Annotated in this window: 13 protein-coding genes and 1 pseudogene; 8 read left to right on the top strand and 6 right to left on the bottom strand. The window is 41.7% G+C overall.

The features are described 5' to 3' along the window. Positions 1-143: 143 nt before the first annotated feature. The 8 genes and pseudogenes from dnaK to NW212_RS02245 all read left to right on the top strand — a co-directional run bounded on the left by dnaK (position 144) and on the right by NW212_RS02245 (position 7,516). Positions 144-2,063 (top strand): molecular chaperone DnaK, encoded by a 1,920-nt coding sequence (gene dnaK / locus NW212_RS02280; protein WP_258337023.1) that lies wholly within the window; start codon positions 144-146, stop codon positions 2,061-2,063. A gap of 213 nt (positions 2,064-2,276) precedes the next feature. Further along, positions 2,277-2,777 (top strand): helix-turn-helix domain-containing protein, encoded by a 501-nt coding sequence (locus NW212_RS02275; protein ID WP_258337022.1) that lies wholly within the window; start codon positions 2,277-2,279, stop codon positions 2,775-2,777. A gap of 12 nt (positions 2,778-2,789) precedes the next feature. Then, positions 2,790-3,143 carry a helix-turn-helix domain-containing protein gene (locus NW212_RS02270; RefSeq protein ID WP_258337021.1) on the top strand — a complete coding sequence of 118 codons (354 nt, stop codon included), beginning with the start codon at positions 2,790-2,792 and terminating at the stop codon, positions 3,141-3,143. 1 nt (position 3,144) lies between these two features. Next, positions 3,145-3,742 (top strand): annotated as a pseudogene (locus NW212_RS02265) (BT4734/BF3469 family protein). Next, on the top strand, positions 3,693-5,510 hold the full coding sequence (locus tag NW212_RS02260) for a DUF3987 domain-containing protein (RefSeq protein ID WP_258337020.1): 1,818 nt from the start codon (positions 3,693-3,695) through the stop codon (positions 5,508-5,510). The pseudogene NW212_RS02265 and the gene NW212_RS02260 overlap by 50 nt, the downstream one beginning before the upstream one ends. Before the next feature lie 95 nt (positions 5,511-5,605). Then, on the top strand, positions 5,606-5,980 hold the full coding sequence (locus tag NW212_RS02255) for a MobC family plasmid mobilization relaxosome protein (protein WP_204461787.1): 375 nt from the start codon (positions 5,606-5,608) through the stop codon (positions 5,978-5,980). Then, positions 5,964-6,863, top strand: coding sequence for a relaxase/mobilization nuclease domain-containing protein (locus tag NW212_RS02250; protein WP_204461786.1), 900 nt, complete (start codon positions 5,964-5,966; stop codon positions 6,861-6,863). The genes NW212_RS02255 and NW212_RS02250 overlap by 17 nt, the downstream gene beginning before the upstream one ends. Beyond that, positions 6,863-7,516 (top strand): hypothetical protein, encoded by a 654-nt coding sequence (locus NW212_RS02245; RefSeq protein WP_204461801.1) that lies wholly within the window; start codon positions 6,863-6,865, stop codon positions 7,514-7,516. The genes NW212_RS02250 and NW212_RS02245 overlap by 1 nt, the downstream gene beginning before the upstream one ends. Before the next feature lie 10 nt (positions 7,517-7,526). Here NW212_RS02245 and NW212_RS02240 read toward each other — a convergent pair whose 3' ends face one another. The 6 genes from NW212_RS02240 to NW212_RS02215 form a co-directional block, all read right to left on the bottom strand. Continuing rightward, on the bottom strand, positions 7,527-8,048 hold the full coding sequence (locus tag NW212_RS02240) for a very short patch repair endonuclease (RefSeq protein ID WP_204461784.1): 522 nt from the start codon (positions 8,046-8,048) through the stop codon (positions 7,527-7,529). Between the two features lie 5 nt (positions 8,049-8,053). Next, a complete protein-coding gene (locus tag NW212_RS02235) occupies positions 8,054-10,255 on the bottom strand; it encodes an AAA family ATPase (RefSeq protein WP_258337019.1) in 2,202 nt (733 codons plus the stop codon). A gap of 75 nt (positions 10,256-10,330) precedes the next feature. Further along, positions 10,331-12,352 (bottom strand): restriction endonuclease-like protein, encoded by a 2,022-nt coding sequence (locus tag NW212_RS02230; RefSeq protein WP_258337018.1) that lies wholly within the window; start codon positions 12,350-12,352, stop codon positions 10,331-10,333. Positions 12,353-12,528: 176 nt separating this feature from the next. Then, positions 12,529-14,439, bottom strand: a complete 1,911-nt coding sequence (locus tag NW212_RS02225) for an McrB family protein (protein WP_239477842.1) — start codon at positions 14,437-14,439, stop codon at positions 12,529-12,531. 3 nt (positions 14,440-14,442) lie between these two features. After that, on the bottom strand, positions 14,443-15,570 hold the full coding sequence (locus NW212_RS02220) for a DNA cytosine methyltransferase (protein WP_204461780.1): 1,128 nt from the start codon (positions 15,568-15,570) through the stop codon (positions 14,443-14,445). Between the two features lie 6 nt (positions 15,571-15,576). Then, positions 15,577-15,783 carry a helix-turn-helix transcriptional regulator gene (locus NW212_RS02215; RefSeq protein WP_204461778.1) on the bottom strand — a complete coding sequence of 69 codons (207 nt, stop codon included), beginning with the start codon at positions 15,781-15,783 and terminating at the stop codon, positions 15,577-15,579. Positions 15,784-15,886 lie beyond the last annotated feature (103 nt).

Raw genomic sequence — 15,886 nt, 5'->3', positions numbered from 1 at the left:
CAGACATTTTGTCAGTCCGTGTCCGAAAATTTTATTCGGCACGGACTGATCTTTTTTTGGCACGGCATTTGTCATATGAAGAGCGTAATGCTTCGGCATTGCAGAATCAATTTAACTAGCAAACAAATAAAATAGATACAATTATGGGAAAGATTATTGGTATTGACTTAGGAACTACAAATTCATGTGTAGCAGTTTTCGAAGGTAACGAACCGGTGGTAATCGCCAACAGTGAAGGCAAACGTACCACTCCTTCTGTTGTAGGTTTCGTTGACGGCGGCGAACGTAAAGTCGGTGATCCGGCCAAGCGTCAGGCCATTACAAACCCGAAACGTACGGTATATTCAATCAAACGGTTCATGGGTGAAACTTACGATCAGGTTCAGAAAGAAATCTCTCGTGTGCCTTACTCAGTGGTGAGAGGTGACAACAATACGCCGCGTGTGGATATCGACGGCCGTCTGTATACTCCGCAGGAAATCTCGGCAATGATTCTCCAGAAAATGAAAAAGACGGCTGAAGACTATTTGGGCCAGGAGGTTACAGAAGCCGTAATTACTGTGCCGGCATACTTCTCTGATTCTCAGCGTCAGGCAACCAAGGAAGCGGGACAGATTGCAGGTCTGGATGTGAAACGTATTGTAAACGAGCCGACAGCAGCTGCTTTGGCATACGGTGTGGACAAGGCTAACAAGGATATGAAGGTGGCTGTGTTCGACCTTGGTGGCGGTACGTTCGATATTTCAATCCTTGAGTTTGGCGGCGGCGTGTTCGAAGTGCTGGCTACCAACGGTGATACTCATCTGGGCGGTGATGACTTCGACCAGGCTATCATCAACTGGCTGGTTCAGGAGTTCAAGAACGATGAAGGCGCTGACCTGACTACAGACCCGATGGCTATGCAGCGTTTGAAGGAAGCCGCGGAAAAGGCAAAGATTGAATTGTCTTCTTCTACTTCTACCGAAATCAACCTGCCGTATATCATGCCGGTAGGCGGTGTGCCCAAGCACTTGGTTAAGACTTTGACCCGTGCCAAATTCGAGCAGCTTGCCCACGACCTGATTCAGGCTTGTCTGGAACCGTGTAAGAAAGCGATGAGTGATGCGGGCTTGAGCAATTCGGACATTGATGAAGTAATCCTCGTAGGTGGTTCTTCACGTATTCCGGCTGTTCAGCAACTGGTTCAGGACTTCTTCGGCAAAGTTCCTTCCAAGGGTGTGAATCCGGATGAAGTGGTAGCCGTAGGTGCAGCTATCCAAGGTGCTGTGTTGAATAAGGAAGCAGGTGTAGGAAACATCGTGCTGCTGGATGTAACTCCGCTGACTTTGGGTATCGAAACCATGGGCGGTGTAATGACCAAGCTGATTGATGCCAATACAACCATTCCGTGCAAGAAGAGTGAAGTCTTCTCTACAGCAGCCGACAACCAGACAGAAGTTACCATCCATGTATTGCAGGGTGAACGTCCGATGGCAGCTCAGAACAAGTCTATCGGTCAGTTTAATCTGACAGGTATTGCTCCGGCTCGCCGTGGTGTTCCTCAGATTGAGGTTACATTCGATATCGATGCCAACGGTATCCTGAAAGTGTCTGCAAAGGATAAGGCTACAGGCAAGGAACAGGCTATCCGTATCGAAGCTTCATCTGGCTTGAGCAAGGAAGAAATAGACCGTATGAAAGCAGAAGCTGAAGCAAATGCTGAAGCCGACAAGAAAGAAAAGGAACGTATCGACAAGCTGAATCAGGCCGACAGCTTGATTTTCACGACAGAAAATCAGTTGAAAGACCTTGGCGACAAGATTCCTGCCGACAAGAAAGCTCCTATTGAGGCTGCTCTGCAGAAACTGAAAGACGCTCATAAGGCTCAGGATCTGGCTGCCATCGATGCAGCAAGCGCAGAACTGCAAACTGCATTCCAGGCAGCAAGCGCTGAAATGTATGCGCAGACAGGAGCCCAGGGCGGTGCCCAGGCTGGTCCTAACGCCGGACAGGCAAACAGCGGTCAGAGTTCAAGCAAGAATAATGACAATGTGCAGGATGCGGATTTTGAGGAAGTCAAATGATTCCGATAAGTAAATACATACCAAATCGCAAGCAAAAGCGTGCAGCTCAATGAGTTGCACGCTTTTTGCGTTTATGGGGTTCATGGTTTCTATGCCTTTTTTACGCCCTTTTTTATCTCTTATTTGCGACATATTTGCGACAAGACAAAAAAGTAGATAATGTAGGACAAAATCCTACTAATCTCAACTAATACATACTTAAAAGTAGAAAATATGCCAACAATCGGATTTGAAATCAAAAGGAAGTGTAAAGTCTGCGGCAAGGTCTTTGTCGCAAAGACACTTGACAGTCATTATTGTTCGCCTAAATGCGGCAAAGTGGCTTGGAAACGCAAAAAGGATGCAAAGGATAAAAACGCACGGTTAGAAGCCATCGCCCAGCAAATACCCGACATCAGAGAGTATATTTCCGTAAAGGAAGCTGTGGCTATGTTCGGTGTGGAACGTAACACCTTGTACAGACTGATAAAATCAGGGCGTATTCCTGCCGTTAATATCGGCACCCGTCTTATACGCATTAAACGTTCTGACATGGAGAATCGTTTCCTTACCCGTCCGGAGAGCATTGCTGAAAAAGAGAAACCTATTCCCAAACTTTACAGTATGGAGCCGGAGGACTGTTATACCATTACTCAGGTTTGTGAGAAATATCATATCAATGACAGTTCAGTATGGGCCGTAAGCATCCATATAGTTTTGCGGCATCAAACTTAAAAATGCGAGGATATGAGTTATACCGTAAATTCGTTGGAGGAAATGCCAAATGCATTGTCCTACTTAATTAAGACTGTTGAAGAATTACAGTCCACCGTAAAAGCCTTGCAGCATAAGCAGGCAAGTGATTCACCTAAATGGATGGATATAGATGAGCTTTGTGCATATCTGCCATCACATCCGACTAAGCAAACGGTTTATGGATGGGTGTCAGCCAAACAGATACCCGTACATAAGATAAATAAGGCATTGGCTTTTTTACAATCGGAAATAGATGATTGGCTGAAGAGCAAAGTCCACAAGACACAGGACGACCTTATGTTGGAAGCCGAACAATTTGTCAAATCCAAAAAGATTATCAGATAATATGGAAGAGACGGATTATTGTTTTTCATTTTTTTCGTAAGCCCATTCAGAACATTGAGCCGTTAAGGGCAATAGGCATTGTGGATGTGTACCGATATGTGGTTGGCCATTATGCCCAGGCACAAACGGAAGCTCTGCGCTCGATGACTTCTCCTACGGATGTCAAAAGATATAAAGCTTCTCACTTTGACTATTGCACTTTCTCCGGTCTTTTCCGCAAGCGGAATGAAAAGGAACTGATCATGCACTCAGGACTGATGTGCCTGGATTTTGACCATATAGAGAATATGGAGGAAGTGAAGCAGCAGATTCTCAATCATGAATATTTTGATACGGAACTGTTGTTCACCAGCCCTTCAGGAAATGGATTGAAGTGGATTATACCTGTAGATTTGAAAGGATGGGAACATTCACGCTTTTTCAAGGCTGTTGCCAACTGCATCCGTGCTACCGGATTGCCAAAGGTGGATATGTCGGGGAGCGATGTGGCGCGCGCCTGTTTCCTGCCTTACGACCCACAAGTATATATTAACCCTAAATACAACGAGTATGTCAAAGAAAATATTTTCCGCCCAAGATTGGGAGAATGTCCCTTTTGAGAATAGTGTTCCAACATCTCCTAAATTACTTCCGGCTCCAAATTCCACCTCTAATAATAAAGAGGAAGAAATAGAACGTATCATTTGCGAAATAGAACAACGTGCCGTTGACATCGCACCTGAATACAAGGATTGGGTGGAATTGGGCTTTGCCTTGGTTGATGGATTCGGTGAAAACGGAAGAGAATATTACCATCGTATCAGCCGCTTCCATCCAGACTATCAAAGGGAAGAAGCAGACAAACAATATACCCGTTGCCTGCAAGCCAAAGGACAAGGCATAACAATCCGTTCGTTTTTTCATTTGGCTGGTCAGGCAGGTATTCCGCTAAGTTCGGTAGGGGAACAGGATTTATCCATTTTACCAAATAACCAAAATGGCAAAACGGGCAAATGGATAAAATCGGCAGATGAGCTTCCTGCATTTCCCGAATGTGTGTTCGAGCAACTGCCTCCTTTTTTATGTGAAGTTGTCGACAACTCTATTTCAGAGGACGACCGCGATACCATTCTGATAGGAGCGATAGTATGTCTGTCGGTTTGCTTCCATAATGTCTGTGGTGTGTATGACGAGCGTATTGTTTATCCCAATCTTTACTTGTTTGTCGTGGCTGATGCCGGAATGGGCAAAGGAGCGTTGACTTTATGCCGTGAGTTGGTGGCTCCCATTAACCGTAATCTGCATGAGCTTTCGCAACGAATGGAGCAGGAATACAAGGAAGCGATGAACACCTATATCAAAAGCAAGAAGTCGGACGGTGCAGCTATGCCGACCGAGCCGCCTATGCGTATGCTTATCATCCCGGCCAATAGCAGCGCAAGTTCCTTGTTGAAGATATTGGGCGATAATGACGGTGTCGGGCTGTTGTTCGAATCTGAAGGTGACACGTTAAGCCAGACATTGAAGTCGGATTACGGAAACTATTCCGATGTGCTGCGTAAGGCGTTCCACCATGAGCTGGTAAGTCTGAGCCGACGCAAGGACAGGGAGTATTGCGAAGTCAGCAATCCGAGGGTGTCTGTAGCGTTGGCCGGAACGCCTGAACAGGTAAGGCGGTTGATACCCGATGCGGAGAACGGACTGATGAGCCGATTCTGTTTTTACATCATCCGTTTTAAGCGTGGTATCAGAAATGTGTTTGCCACAAGCGATATTTCCCAATCCAAGAATACCATGTTCCGCATATTGGGCGACCGCTTCTGTCATCTGCATGAAGAGTTCGTGAATCATGGCAACTATTCATTTTCCCTTCCCTCTGCTTTGCAGGAACAGTTCATCGAATACCTTAGCCGGGTGAATGAAGAATGTTGTGACGAAGTGGACAACCGGATGCAGGGCATAGTCAGACGGATGGGACTGATTGCTTACCGCATCATGATGATACTGACCGCTGTCCGCCATTTGGAGAACGTGTACAATGTGCAAGCGGATTCCAATGGCATTATCCAATTGGTTTGCCAAGAGTCCGACTATTTCGTTGCCATGAATATTTGTGATACATTGCTCTATCATGCCGTCTTTATCTATCGGAATCTGTCAGGAAATCAGAGCAAACAGACTTCTTCCGCTTTACAGGAAACAGGTGTTGCCACACGGAGGAACACCCTTTATAATATATTGCCTGAAACCTTCACGAAGAAGGATTACGATGCGGCTGTTTTAGCTTTGGGTGAGAACGGCAGTACGGCTGCCAAGTGGATAGAAGCCTTCATCAAAAGTGGCAAATTGCATCGGATTGAACAAGGTAAATATCGGAAGATTTTTTGAGTGGCCAGTTTGTGTTTTAGTGTCACTAAAACCTATGCGACAAGCGGCACAACTACCCACTCAAAATACTCAAAAAATCAATATCAACAAGCAGCATGAATACAGAAAATAAAAAGCCCGGAGGTCGCCCGAAGCTGGCGAGTTACCAGAAGCGCACGAGATGTTTTCGCATCATGTTCAATGAGAGCGACTACATTTATATTCAGTCAAAGGCGGAACAGGCCGGACTGTCTGTCAATGAATTTTGCCATCAGGCGGCGATGGGTTGTGAGGTAAACCAACGTATCAGCCCGGAAATGGTTTCTGCCATCCGTGACTTGTCCGGCATAGCCAATAATGTCAACCAGATTGCACATCAGATGCACATTCATGGATTGGAAGTAGTCAAGCAACATTGTATTACCATCATCACAGAAATCAGCAGAATTATTGCACAGATAAAAAACGATAGTCATGATAGCGAACATTAAAACGAGAATGGACTTCGGAGGCATCGTGAACTATGCCAATGACCAAAAGAACAAGAAGAAGAGTGCTACGCTGTTGGCATATGAGGGCGTTTGCACTGTCAGTAATAAGACTATTGCGGACTCTTTCCAGATACAGGCATCCATGCGCCCAAAAGTGAAAAGTCCCGTCAAGCACGTTTCTTTGGCCTTCTCACCACAAGATGCGGCTCGTTTCCCCAACGATGAGAAAGGAGATGCGCTCATGGTGGAGGTTGCCCGGAAATGGATGGAACGGATGGGGATTCGCAACACACAATATATCATAGCCCGTCACCATGATACCAAGCATCCCCATTGCCATTTAGTGTTTAATCGGATAGATAATGACGGTAACCTCATTTCCGACAGTAACGAAAGGATACGCAGCACGAAAGTATGCCGTGCGCTGACGGAAGAATATGGCCTTTACCTTGCACCGAAGAACAGTAAGGCGAGAAATAAAAATAGGTTGCGGCCTCACCAATTACGGAAACTCAATCTCCGTTCCGCAACTTTGGATGCATTGGCAGAATCCCATTCATGGAAAGACTTTTTGTCTGCATTGAAAGTCCGGAATATAGACATCCGTTTTAACCGAAATCAAGCGTCAGACAAAGTGCGTGGTGTTTCTTTCAGTCAAGACGGTATCTGTTTGGCAGGCTCCACGCTTGACCGTGACTTAAGTTTTAACAGCCTTTGCACGACATTGGGTAGCTTAACGGAGGAACTGTTGCTTCAACCTCATCAGACAATCACTTCCAGTGCTGGTGGGGGAACAAGCAACAGCCTCGGATGGCGTGACGAAAAAGACAAGAACAGCCCAAAGAATGAACCTTTTTATAAACCCCTTAAACGTGGAAGATGATGAAAGAAGATGTTATAGCCGCAAATCTCGCAAATTTGCGTCAAAGTGTAAATGAATTGAAGGAAACCGTCAATAAACTGAATGATGGTTCTCAAAATCATGAGCAGACTACCCAATCAGCCGTTAACGAACAGGCTATTTGCAATAGCGTTGAAAAAAGTTTCTATAACTGTTGGAACGATGTCTTGTCGATATTGAAAAAATCAGTGAGAAAAGAGCAACCGGACAGAATTCCTTTCTCTGTATGGATTCCCAAACTGATAGACTTGCTTAAACGGAAGTTCAGCCTGATAGACTATCTCTATATTCATGTTTGCGATTACAACACGAATCGCTTGAAGATAGAAGCCAATACGGAGAGAATCCTTGAACGGCAGGATGAGATACTTGCCAGAGTCAATGAACTAAGGTGTCCGCTGACCATTATTCCGCCCAATGTTAACGGCCTGTTCTTGCGTGGTTATCACTTCAAACTTCGTTATGTGATAATTGTTGTCATTGCCATTCTTGCATGGGCTGTAGCAGCTTCTGTCAGCAGTATAAAGTACAAGGAAGAATCATTCGCACATTATTCCATGTATCGGGCGATAAAGGAGCAGCATCAGTATCTGATGGAAAGAATTAGTACAAAAGTGAAAAGAAGTACGGAATAATCTGAAAATCCTATGGATGTTTTGCTTTCCCGTATGAAGGTTTGGGTTCTGCGACCATAAGATTATTGACGCTTTCTGGTATTTCGTATGTCTTGACTTTACGGTCTTCAAGATAAATGTGATTCAAGGTATATGCCAATGATTCTAATGTCTGCATCCGGATTTTAGGCTTCAGCTGACATTCCCATATAGTGATGCAATGCCAACCCATAGCAGCGAGTTGGCATTGTTCCTTTTTATCACGTTCCTTATTCCGTTCAATTTTCTTTTGCCAAAAGTCGATGTTAGTCTTAGGCAGGCGGAAGTATTTGCAATTCTCATGACCATGCCAAAAACAGCCGTTCACAAAGATGACCGTGCGGTATTTACGCAGTACCAAATCAGGATGACCAGGCAGACGTGGATGGTTTAGCCGATAGCGGAAGCCTCGGCTGAAAAGGAATTTTCGTACCAATATTTCAGGTTTGGTATTCTTCCCATGTATAGCTGCCATATTGCGATGGCGCTGCTCTTTATTTAGCACATCAGTCATTCTGTTTATTTAAGTTTGTCTTTACAATTCTTATATAATTGGATTAAATGATATAGTGACATATCTATGAGAGGTTCAAACATAAAGCTGTTTAAATGAATTAGTTCAGGAGTCATCATGTTAACACGTTCTATAATACTATAATTAGTGTCTTTCGGACAAGTTTTCTTGAATTTCCCTGTCCATTTTCCTGTTTGATTACCTGTTACAAATAAATCTTCTTCACTTTTACCTGCAGCTATCATTTTGTCGTGCATATAATTTTCAGCCAGGTGTCTTATAGCGATAGATAGACATACTTTATTTTCGATTAGCACTTCATTGGGATTGGCCTCAGTTGAGATGCTATCAGCAGTTTGCATTATTAAATCGTAAATTTTATCGGTCGTTTTAGGGTGTTTCATGCCTTTCCCATGTGTATAATTTACCATGATATCTACCAATTGTGTGACTGTTATATTTCTTGTGTTTGTTTTTTGATGAAGGCATTCAGTTAATGTTATGTAATCGTCATCATCTTCCCCTTTAGTATATTCTATCAAATTTCTAACAAAAGGAATCATGCTAATAAATATTTTATTGTTGTCATCATGATTGATAAAAGCATTAGCGTATACGTTGCCTTTATATTGTCCTTGATTGATGATGACCTTTCCATTTGCTAAACGCTCCGCCATCCACATATTGGATTGGGGTAGACTTAGACGAGAAGACAATGTTCTATAGAAATCATAATTATGTGTCAATACAAGCATATAGAACTTATTGCTGCTGTCAACAGCAATATCCTTGATATATTCAACTATGGCGTATTTATTCTGATAGTCAAATGAGTCAGCAATATCATCCATAATTATAATCGAGTCATGCCCCATCGTCTTGCTTGCTTCCATTTCAAAAAGAAATTGCAAGATAATAAAAGCCCGTTTTTCACCACGACTAAGGATCTTTTCTAACACATCTTTTCCTACAGCTGTCTCTGCATTCGATGGCTCAACATAAGAAAATTGCAATTTCGCTGCTTCTTGTTTAAGTATGATATCTTTCTGATTAGTTATATCTACTTTTATTGGCACATGAAATCGAGTATTATAAAGGTCAATAATTTGTTTCCATCTTTCCTGCTGCGAACTCGCTTTTTCTAAAACTTCATGTAGAGCCTTTTTGTTTTCATTATAAACTTGTATATAAGCATCAAATAGAGGTCTAATTTCACTATCTGACAAATATCCTAACCAAACTTTTTTCCGAAATTCTTCATAATTAATAATTTCAGGTATCCAGTCGGGATGTTCATTTAAGACTGACTTAAAGCCTCTTAATTCAACATTTTTGTCAATGGCTTTTGTGATTTTATCAAATGCTTTCTTTAAGTCCTTATCATTTAATATGCGTTGTTGTTCATTTTCAACGAGGTCTTGTAATTCTTTCTCTGATGACAGCTCTGTATCGTCTTGAAGTACGATTTTGTGGTTAACGCCAAAAAATGAACCATCAGAAACATACTGTTGTAATTGCGTTACATGATATGTGCCAAAAGTATGACCAGCAACAGTTCGAAAAAGTTTGGAATTTTCTAAAAGCCGATTATAATTTTCGATATACACATTCAAGTTATCCTTATTGGATTCTATAAACTTTTTAACATTCTCCTTGACATCAAATATATCATTGTATCTAAACTTAAACTTTGGAAGACCTATTTTAACCATACTATTTAAATACTCAAGTATGCTGAAAATAGTATCATTATCATTTTGTTTGAAAGCACCCAATATTTCCTTTTCACAATCAGAACTTGAAGAAGCACTTTTTAGTTTACTCATTAAAGAATCTTTCTTTTCTGATAATTGCTGATATATAGAGTCATATATATCTTTTAGCTCTGAACTTGCCAGGAAATTCACAAATGATTTGGAACTATCAATATCATCATCTCCATTCACAACAAATATATTTTCTTTTGGTACATCTAAGTCATCTACTTTTAGTATAAAGCTCGATTCGTCTTTATCATGCAATTTATCACATGGTTTATCTTTGGACTGCCCTGATAAATAGCGCATGGTTTTTGCAAAAGATGTTTTCATTGATCCATTAGGAGCATAAACCAAATGTATTTGTTTTCCAGGAGTGAATTGAAATTCATGACAGAATTCCTTTATTCCGTAACAATTTTTCCAATCTATTTTTAATTTACTTATCATAACGTTAGTTAGAATATTGTATTGATCAACAAATTATTATCAAAAAAAAATCTTTTGGGCGCAAAGTAATTGCAGCTAATCTATTATCAACAATTCATTTATACGATCAAATGTCGTATCAATAAAAGTGTTATAGGCCATTTTACGAGTGTCAATCATTTTATAATCAGTAAATAAGTGTTTACCGGATTGCAAATCAAAAGCCAATCGTAAATCATCTGCTGGAAAGTCATCACCTTCTACTTGTTTTGCCTCCTTTGCTGTTATAGTGCGCACTCTGACAATCTCATAGACATCCCGAATCCCTTGCCCTTTAATGTAAGGTATGAAGAAGTGTAAGTTTTGTAATGCTATGGTTGTCGGGAATTGCTTGCCCGTATAATACAAGGTTGCTGTTCCGTCAAGGAAACTTTGTGTATAACCCCGGCGAACACTGTTGCCGACCAGTCCGATAAGTACACGGTTTCCTACATCTACAAAAGTACCCTTTTGCGGAATGACACGCGATATGGTTTCCTGTGATTTTGTATTTATCAAACCTTCAATGAAATGCTCCAATAACTTCCGGTTGCGTTCTTCTTTCGGGCGTAAGGGGAATGCGCCGATATTCACTTCCGCAATACTTTTATAGAAATTGGAGACTTCTACTTCTGTTAGCTCTCCATCACCGGGGAAAAGGATATAACCGCCAATCACTTCCTTTTTGAGCGCATCAGACGAATAGTCCTTGTAATATATGGCATCTCTGTAGCGGTGCATCTGGTTGATTGCATCGTCTGGCGGCACGTCTACACCCCTTACCTTTCCACCGATGCGGTATTTTGCATCGAAAAGGTATGTCAGCTTCATTCCTTCTTGCAAGTCGTTCTTGGTCAACCGTAAAACAATGTCCGGCTTCTGCGGAACAGTTTTGGTAACTAATTCCTTTATGCCTGTTGAGTCGTTGTCGTTTTCTGTACTTTTCGGATTGTACACCAGCTCTGCCAGTTCCACGTTGTCTTTTTTGAACAAGATGCGTGAGTGCTCCCCTTTGCCCAACTCCCATGTAAACAGGCCGTTCATCTCCATGCGGTTGCGGTGGTCTATGTCTTCATCGTTCAGATGCAGTTGCTCCTTTACGATGTGGCTCACTTCTAGGAAGCACCATATCTCATACAGAGTAGCAATGTCCTTTGTCTGAAGTCTGTAAATGCCGTCGTTGAGCGAATAGGCACGCCGTAGCATATTCCATGTGCGGTAAACTTGGCTGTAGCCCGAAGCTTTCTGTAAGACCAGACTTTCTTGGTTCAGCCCCTTAAAGCGTCCTATGGTTCGGAAAAACGGATTGCTTTGCAACCGTTTCAACGTGGTTGACACGGCCTGCATTTCTGATTTCATGGCCTCTGACACTCCCTTTACGCTTTCAATCTGTTTCTTCAGTGCTTCATATTTATCGGTTATTTGCGCGAGGGAGAATTTCAGGAAACGGTTTTCCGGTGTGTCGTTCGTGTGTATTTGTTCTTCCACACGATACAGATGAGCTGGTTCCAGTCGGTGTTCTGCCAGTCCGTTTTCGATGGATACAGGGATATGTCTCAGTTTATCCGCTTTTAGATAGGTCTGATGTCCATGCAATCTGCGCCGTGGACGCTCAATGATATTCTTGCAAGCCTTGATAAATTTCTGTTGCTCTCCGGCGAATAAGCTCCACCATACGATTTCCGGTGTCTCACCATTCTTGTCAGGCGTAAATCCGTGGAATGTTCTTCGCATATAGTCGAGTGACAGCATACGGTATTCCCGTTCAATATCCTCAATGATGGCTTTCCAATGCTTGTGGTAATCGAGCTTGCTGCTGAGCACTTCAAACGAAAAGCTGAAACGGCGTGTTTCGCTACCTGCCTTATATATCAGCCGGATTTCACTGCGGCCTATTTCGTTGCCATAGTTCAAATAGCCTGCAAGGATATGCCGATGGAAAGTAAACCGCTCATTGTCGCCTTGCAGGATAGAGCCAAACTGCGCGTCTTTCACATAGTCCTTGAAGTCCACCCACACCGGGTAGTCCGTATTGTCAAAGAATACAGCTTGTGCCGGAACGTTTTGCTCTATCGGCATTTCTTTGTCAGAGCCTTTTAACCAGACAACAGACTCCACACCGTCAGACCAAGAATAAGAGGACAGAAGTGCTTCTTTGCCTATATTGTTCCTGGCCTTTTCCCAAATGACATCGAATTTTGTACACTCAATACTCAACTCGAAATCCCTATGCCGTATAGTCAAAAGTTCCATTGTCAGCTCCAAAAACTTGTATAGCCAGATATCAGTCGTTGTTTCATCTCATTCAATTTCTTTAAGGATACCGATTTTTCAATGGGGAATCCGTCTGATATGTTTACCAGTTTTTCGGTTATGACTCGTTTTAAATTGTCAAGTAAGCTATCTGTCACTTTGGTGTCATCACCTTCAATGCGCGACAGGATTTTCATGTTCGTCACCTCGTCCAACGTCCTTGCTATCACATATCCGTCCGGCAGTTCATTGCCTTCTTCATCTTTGTTGTAAGGCAAATTGTTCACTACATAAAGAAGGAACTCGTTGCGTGTGCGGTAAGCCACCTTGAATGGAGTACCCTCCAGCACAGTATTGACTGCTTTCAGGTAATTTAACGCCTTGTCACAAACTTCCCGGTTGTCGGAATAAACATCCACTCCTTCCACAGCCGTCCCTATAAGTTCTTCATAGCCCAGTTTCTCTATATGTTCGTAACGCTCGGTCAATCCTGCATCCAAATCCACTTCGTTCATTTCAATGGTCATGGCACGGTCAAGCACTTTGCGTGAGAAGGAGAATGTGGTTTCATCCATGTTTACGGTGCCAACAACTATGAGGTTTTGAGGGATGCAGATACCTTCCTTATTGAACTTTTTTCGTATATCATCCTTCATAGTCAGAGAGGCTGTCAGATTGAAATACCATTCTTCATCAACCTTTTCCAATATCGGATCGGTAGTTACCAGACCATCCTCATGGCTTTTGCGTGATTCTATCACGCTCAAATATTCTGCAAAGTATTGTTCTACAGGAGCAAGATTCATTTCGTCCAAACACAAAAAGTATGGTGTATCCGTATCTTCCCATGCTTTGGCAATGAACTTCAGGAACTCCCCTGCAACAAACTCGGCCTTGCCGCTGACACGACTTACATAACCTATCAGTTCGCTGGAGTCATGCCAGTTTGGTTTCACTTGAATCATCTCGAAATTCTTAGGCTTTTGGGCTTTGAATTCTTCAGAGTCTTCATCCCAACAGGCACGCGCCAATTCACGTACAATGCGGCTCTTGCCCGTTCCGGATATACCGGCCAATAAAAGAAATGGTTTTGATTTTATTGCAGCGATGTAATGGCGGTAAGAAGAATGTACTTTTAGGCTATGATGTAGTGTTTTAGGCTTCTGTCTTGTTATTTTAGCAGTTTCCTGCAAAATATTTAGGAAAGTAGCATAATGCTTGTGTGTGGAATATACACGATACTTGTCACCTCCTAAGTTAGGACTAGATAGATAAGACAGTTCACCATATTTGCTAATAATGGCATCTAATATCTGCTTGTATTGCTTATAATCTGTTATTTCAAAAACACTGTTGAAATTGATTTCTGCTTTAATGTATGGATTAACAGTGCTTTCAAATAATGATATGTAGTTTTCATAATCTGCGCCATGTTCATCAGTCATCTTCCAAAAATGTATAAAACAGTCCCTTACTGTCTTCGGAGATACTGGTTGTATTTGATGTAAAAGGGAAGTCTCTCGGTTTATGAAGTCCAAATCTGTCCATTCTACCAAGATTCCTGGCTCATGCGGTTTGGAAGGAATCCATACTGTAAATTTTGCTCTATCTTTAGTAATCCAATAAAATTCTGCAGTATTGGCTATAATACTATCAACTACAGCTCTATTAGATCCTTTATTATTAAGAAGCTGACTTGTGTTGAATGCCACATTGGGTTCTATTCGTTGTGCCAGTTCGCTTAGAAATGATTCAGCAAAGGTTACATCCTTTCCTTCAGGAGTTTTTGCATACAAACGAATTTCACTTTTGTCTATCCGGACAAAAGTACAAGCACTTTCCCCTCGCACATAGTTCATTTGGCTGTTTTCGGGTAATTGACTAATCAGGTCTATTAAGTGGTTTAAATCCATAAGCTATTCTTCTAAATGGTGATTAATATAATCTGAGATGCTTTCTGCTATACCATTGGCTAAAACAAAAGGTACACCGTTTCCAACAGTTTTAAAAGCATCTGTTAGCGATATATCTAACGGTAGAATAAAATTTGCAGGCAATGATTGAATAGCCAATGCTTCCGCTACAGATATTCTTCTAGGAAAATAAGGATGTATATGGACTTCATTATTCCCATAAGCTGCAGTAGGGGAGTATCTCCATCTATGCAAGCGTTTATAGCATTTTTTTTCTACGTCACCTTCATCTTTTGTTCTAAATCTCACAATTCCCGCACGTGGTTGAAAGTACATGTTTGCATTCGGATGATGCATGACATTGTTTTCAGTCCACCAATGCTGTACAGTTAAATTTTCTATAATCCCATCGGGCATAGGAATGGGCACGTTTTCTTGATAAGGAGATTTATCAGGCCAAGGAAGTCTTTTAACCTCCTCTAAGTTGTAAATTTTATGAGCTTCCCAAGGGAAGTTTATCAATGTCCCATTTTCCGCTTGAAGATGTAACATGTCAATAGCATGTTGATGGAAACCTATCAAAATGATTCTATCTCTATCTTGCGGAGCACCGTATTCTAACGAATTTACAAGTTGCTCTGTTAAAGAATAGCCATGTGCCCTAAATTGCTGTTTCAACTCTTCAAAGAATTGTCTATGCCGTGCTGTCCGATATAATCCTTTGACATTTTCGAAAAGGAAAAAATCAGGTTGTGCAGTACATATTAATTGTGCATACGTTCCTGATAATTTGCCATTTTCGCCATTACGACCTTTATTTTTCCCTGCAACAGAAAAATCTGGGCATGGGGGTCCACCGATAAAACCAGTAAGTTCTTCTTCTCTTGATTCTTCAACCCACTCTATGAGATTTTGTAGTCTATCCTCATGTTTACCGTCAACATACTCAGTTATGTCTTCTATGTGATGGCCAAATCTAGGTTCTTGCAATCCCATGTTTTGTCTGGCATACCGATAAATACGATTGAATGTTTCGTAAAACTCATTTACGAAAACGATATTATAATTACCTTGTAATTCAAATCCTAAATCTAAAAAACCAGCTCCCGCAAAAAAAGAAAATATGTTCATCTACGACTAATCTTTTATTGACCAAAGTAAATCTTTTACATCCACATCCAAGCATTCCGCTATTTTAACAAGCGTCTCTAAATTCGGTTGCATAGTGTTGGTACACCATTTAGATACAGTCCCAGGGTCTTTCCCAAGCTGCTCTGCTAACCATTTATTGGTGCGTTTCTTTTCAGCTAAAACCACCTTCAAACGATTTATGTCTTTATTCATACTTTCTATGATATGTTTAAATGCAAAGGTAAGCATTATAATTGAAATTCAGTTCCGATTATAATGCTTTTCTAACAAATGTATGTTGAAGAACAACTTTATA

It is taken from the genome of Bacteroides sp. ET225, from assembly GCF_024733745.1.
In the GTDB taxonomy this organism is placed as follows: domain Bacteria; phylum Bacteroidota; class Bacteroidia; order Bacteroidales; family Bacteroidaceae; genus Phocaeicola; species Phocaeicola excrementipullorum.
This window is presented reverse-complemented; position numbering and strand designations above follow the sequence as displayed.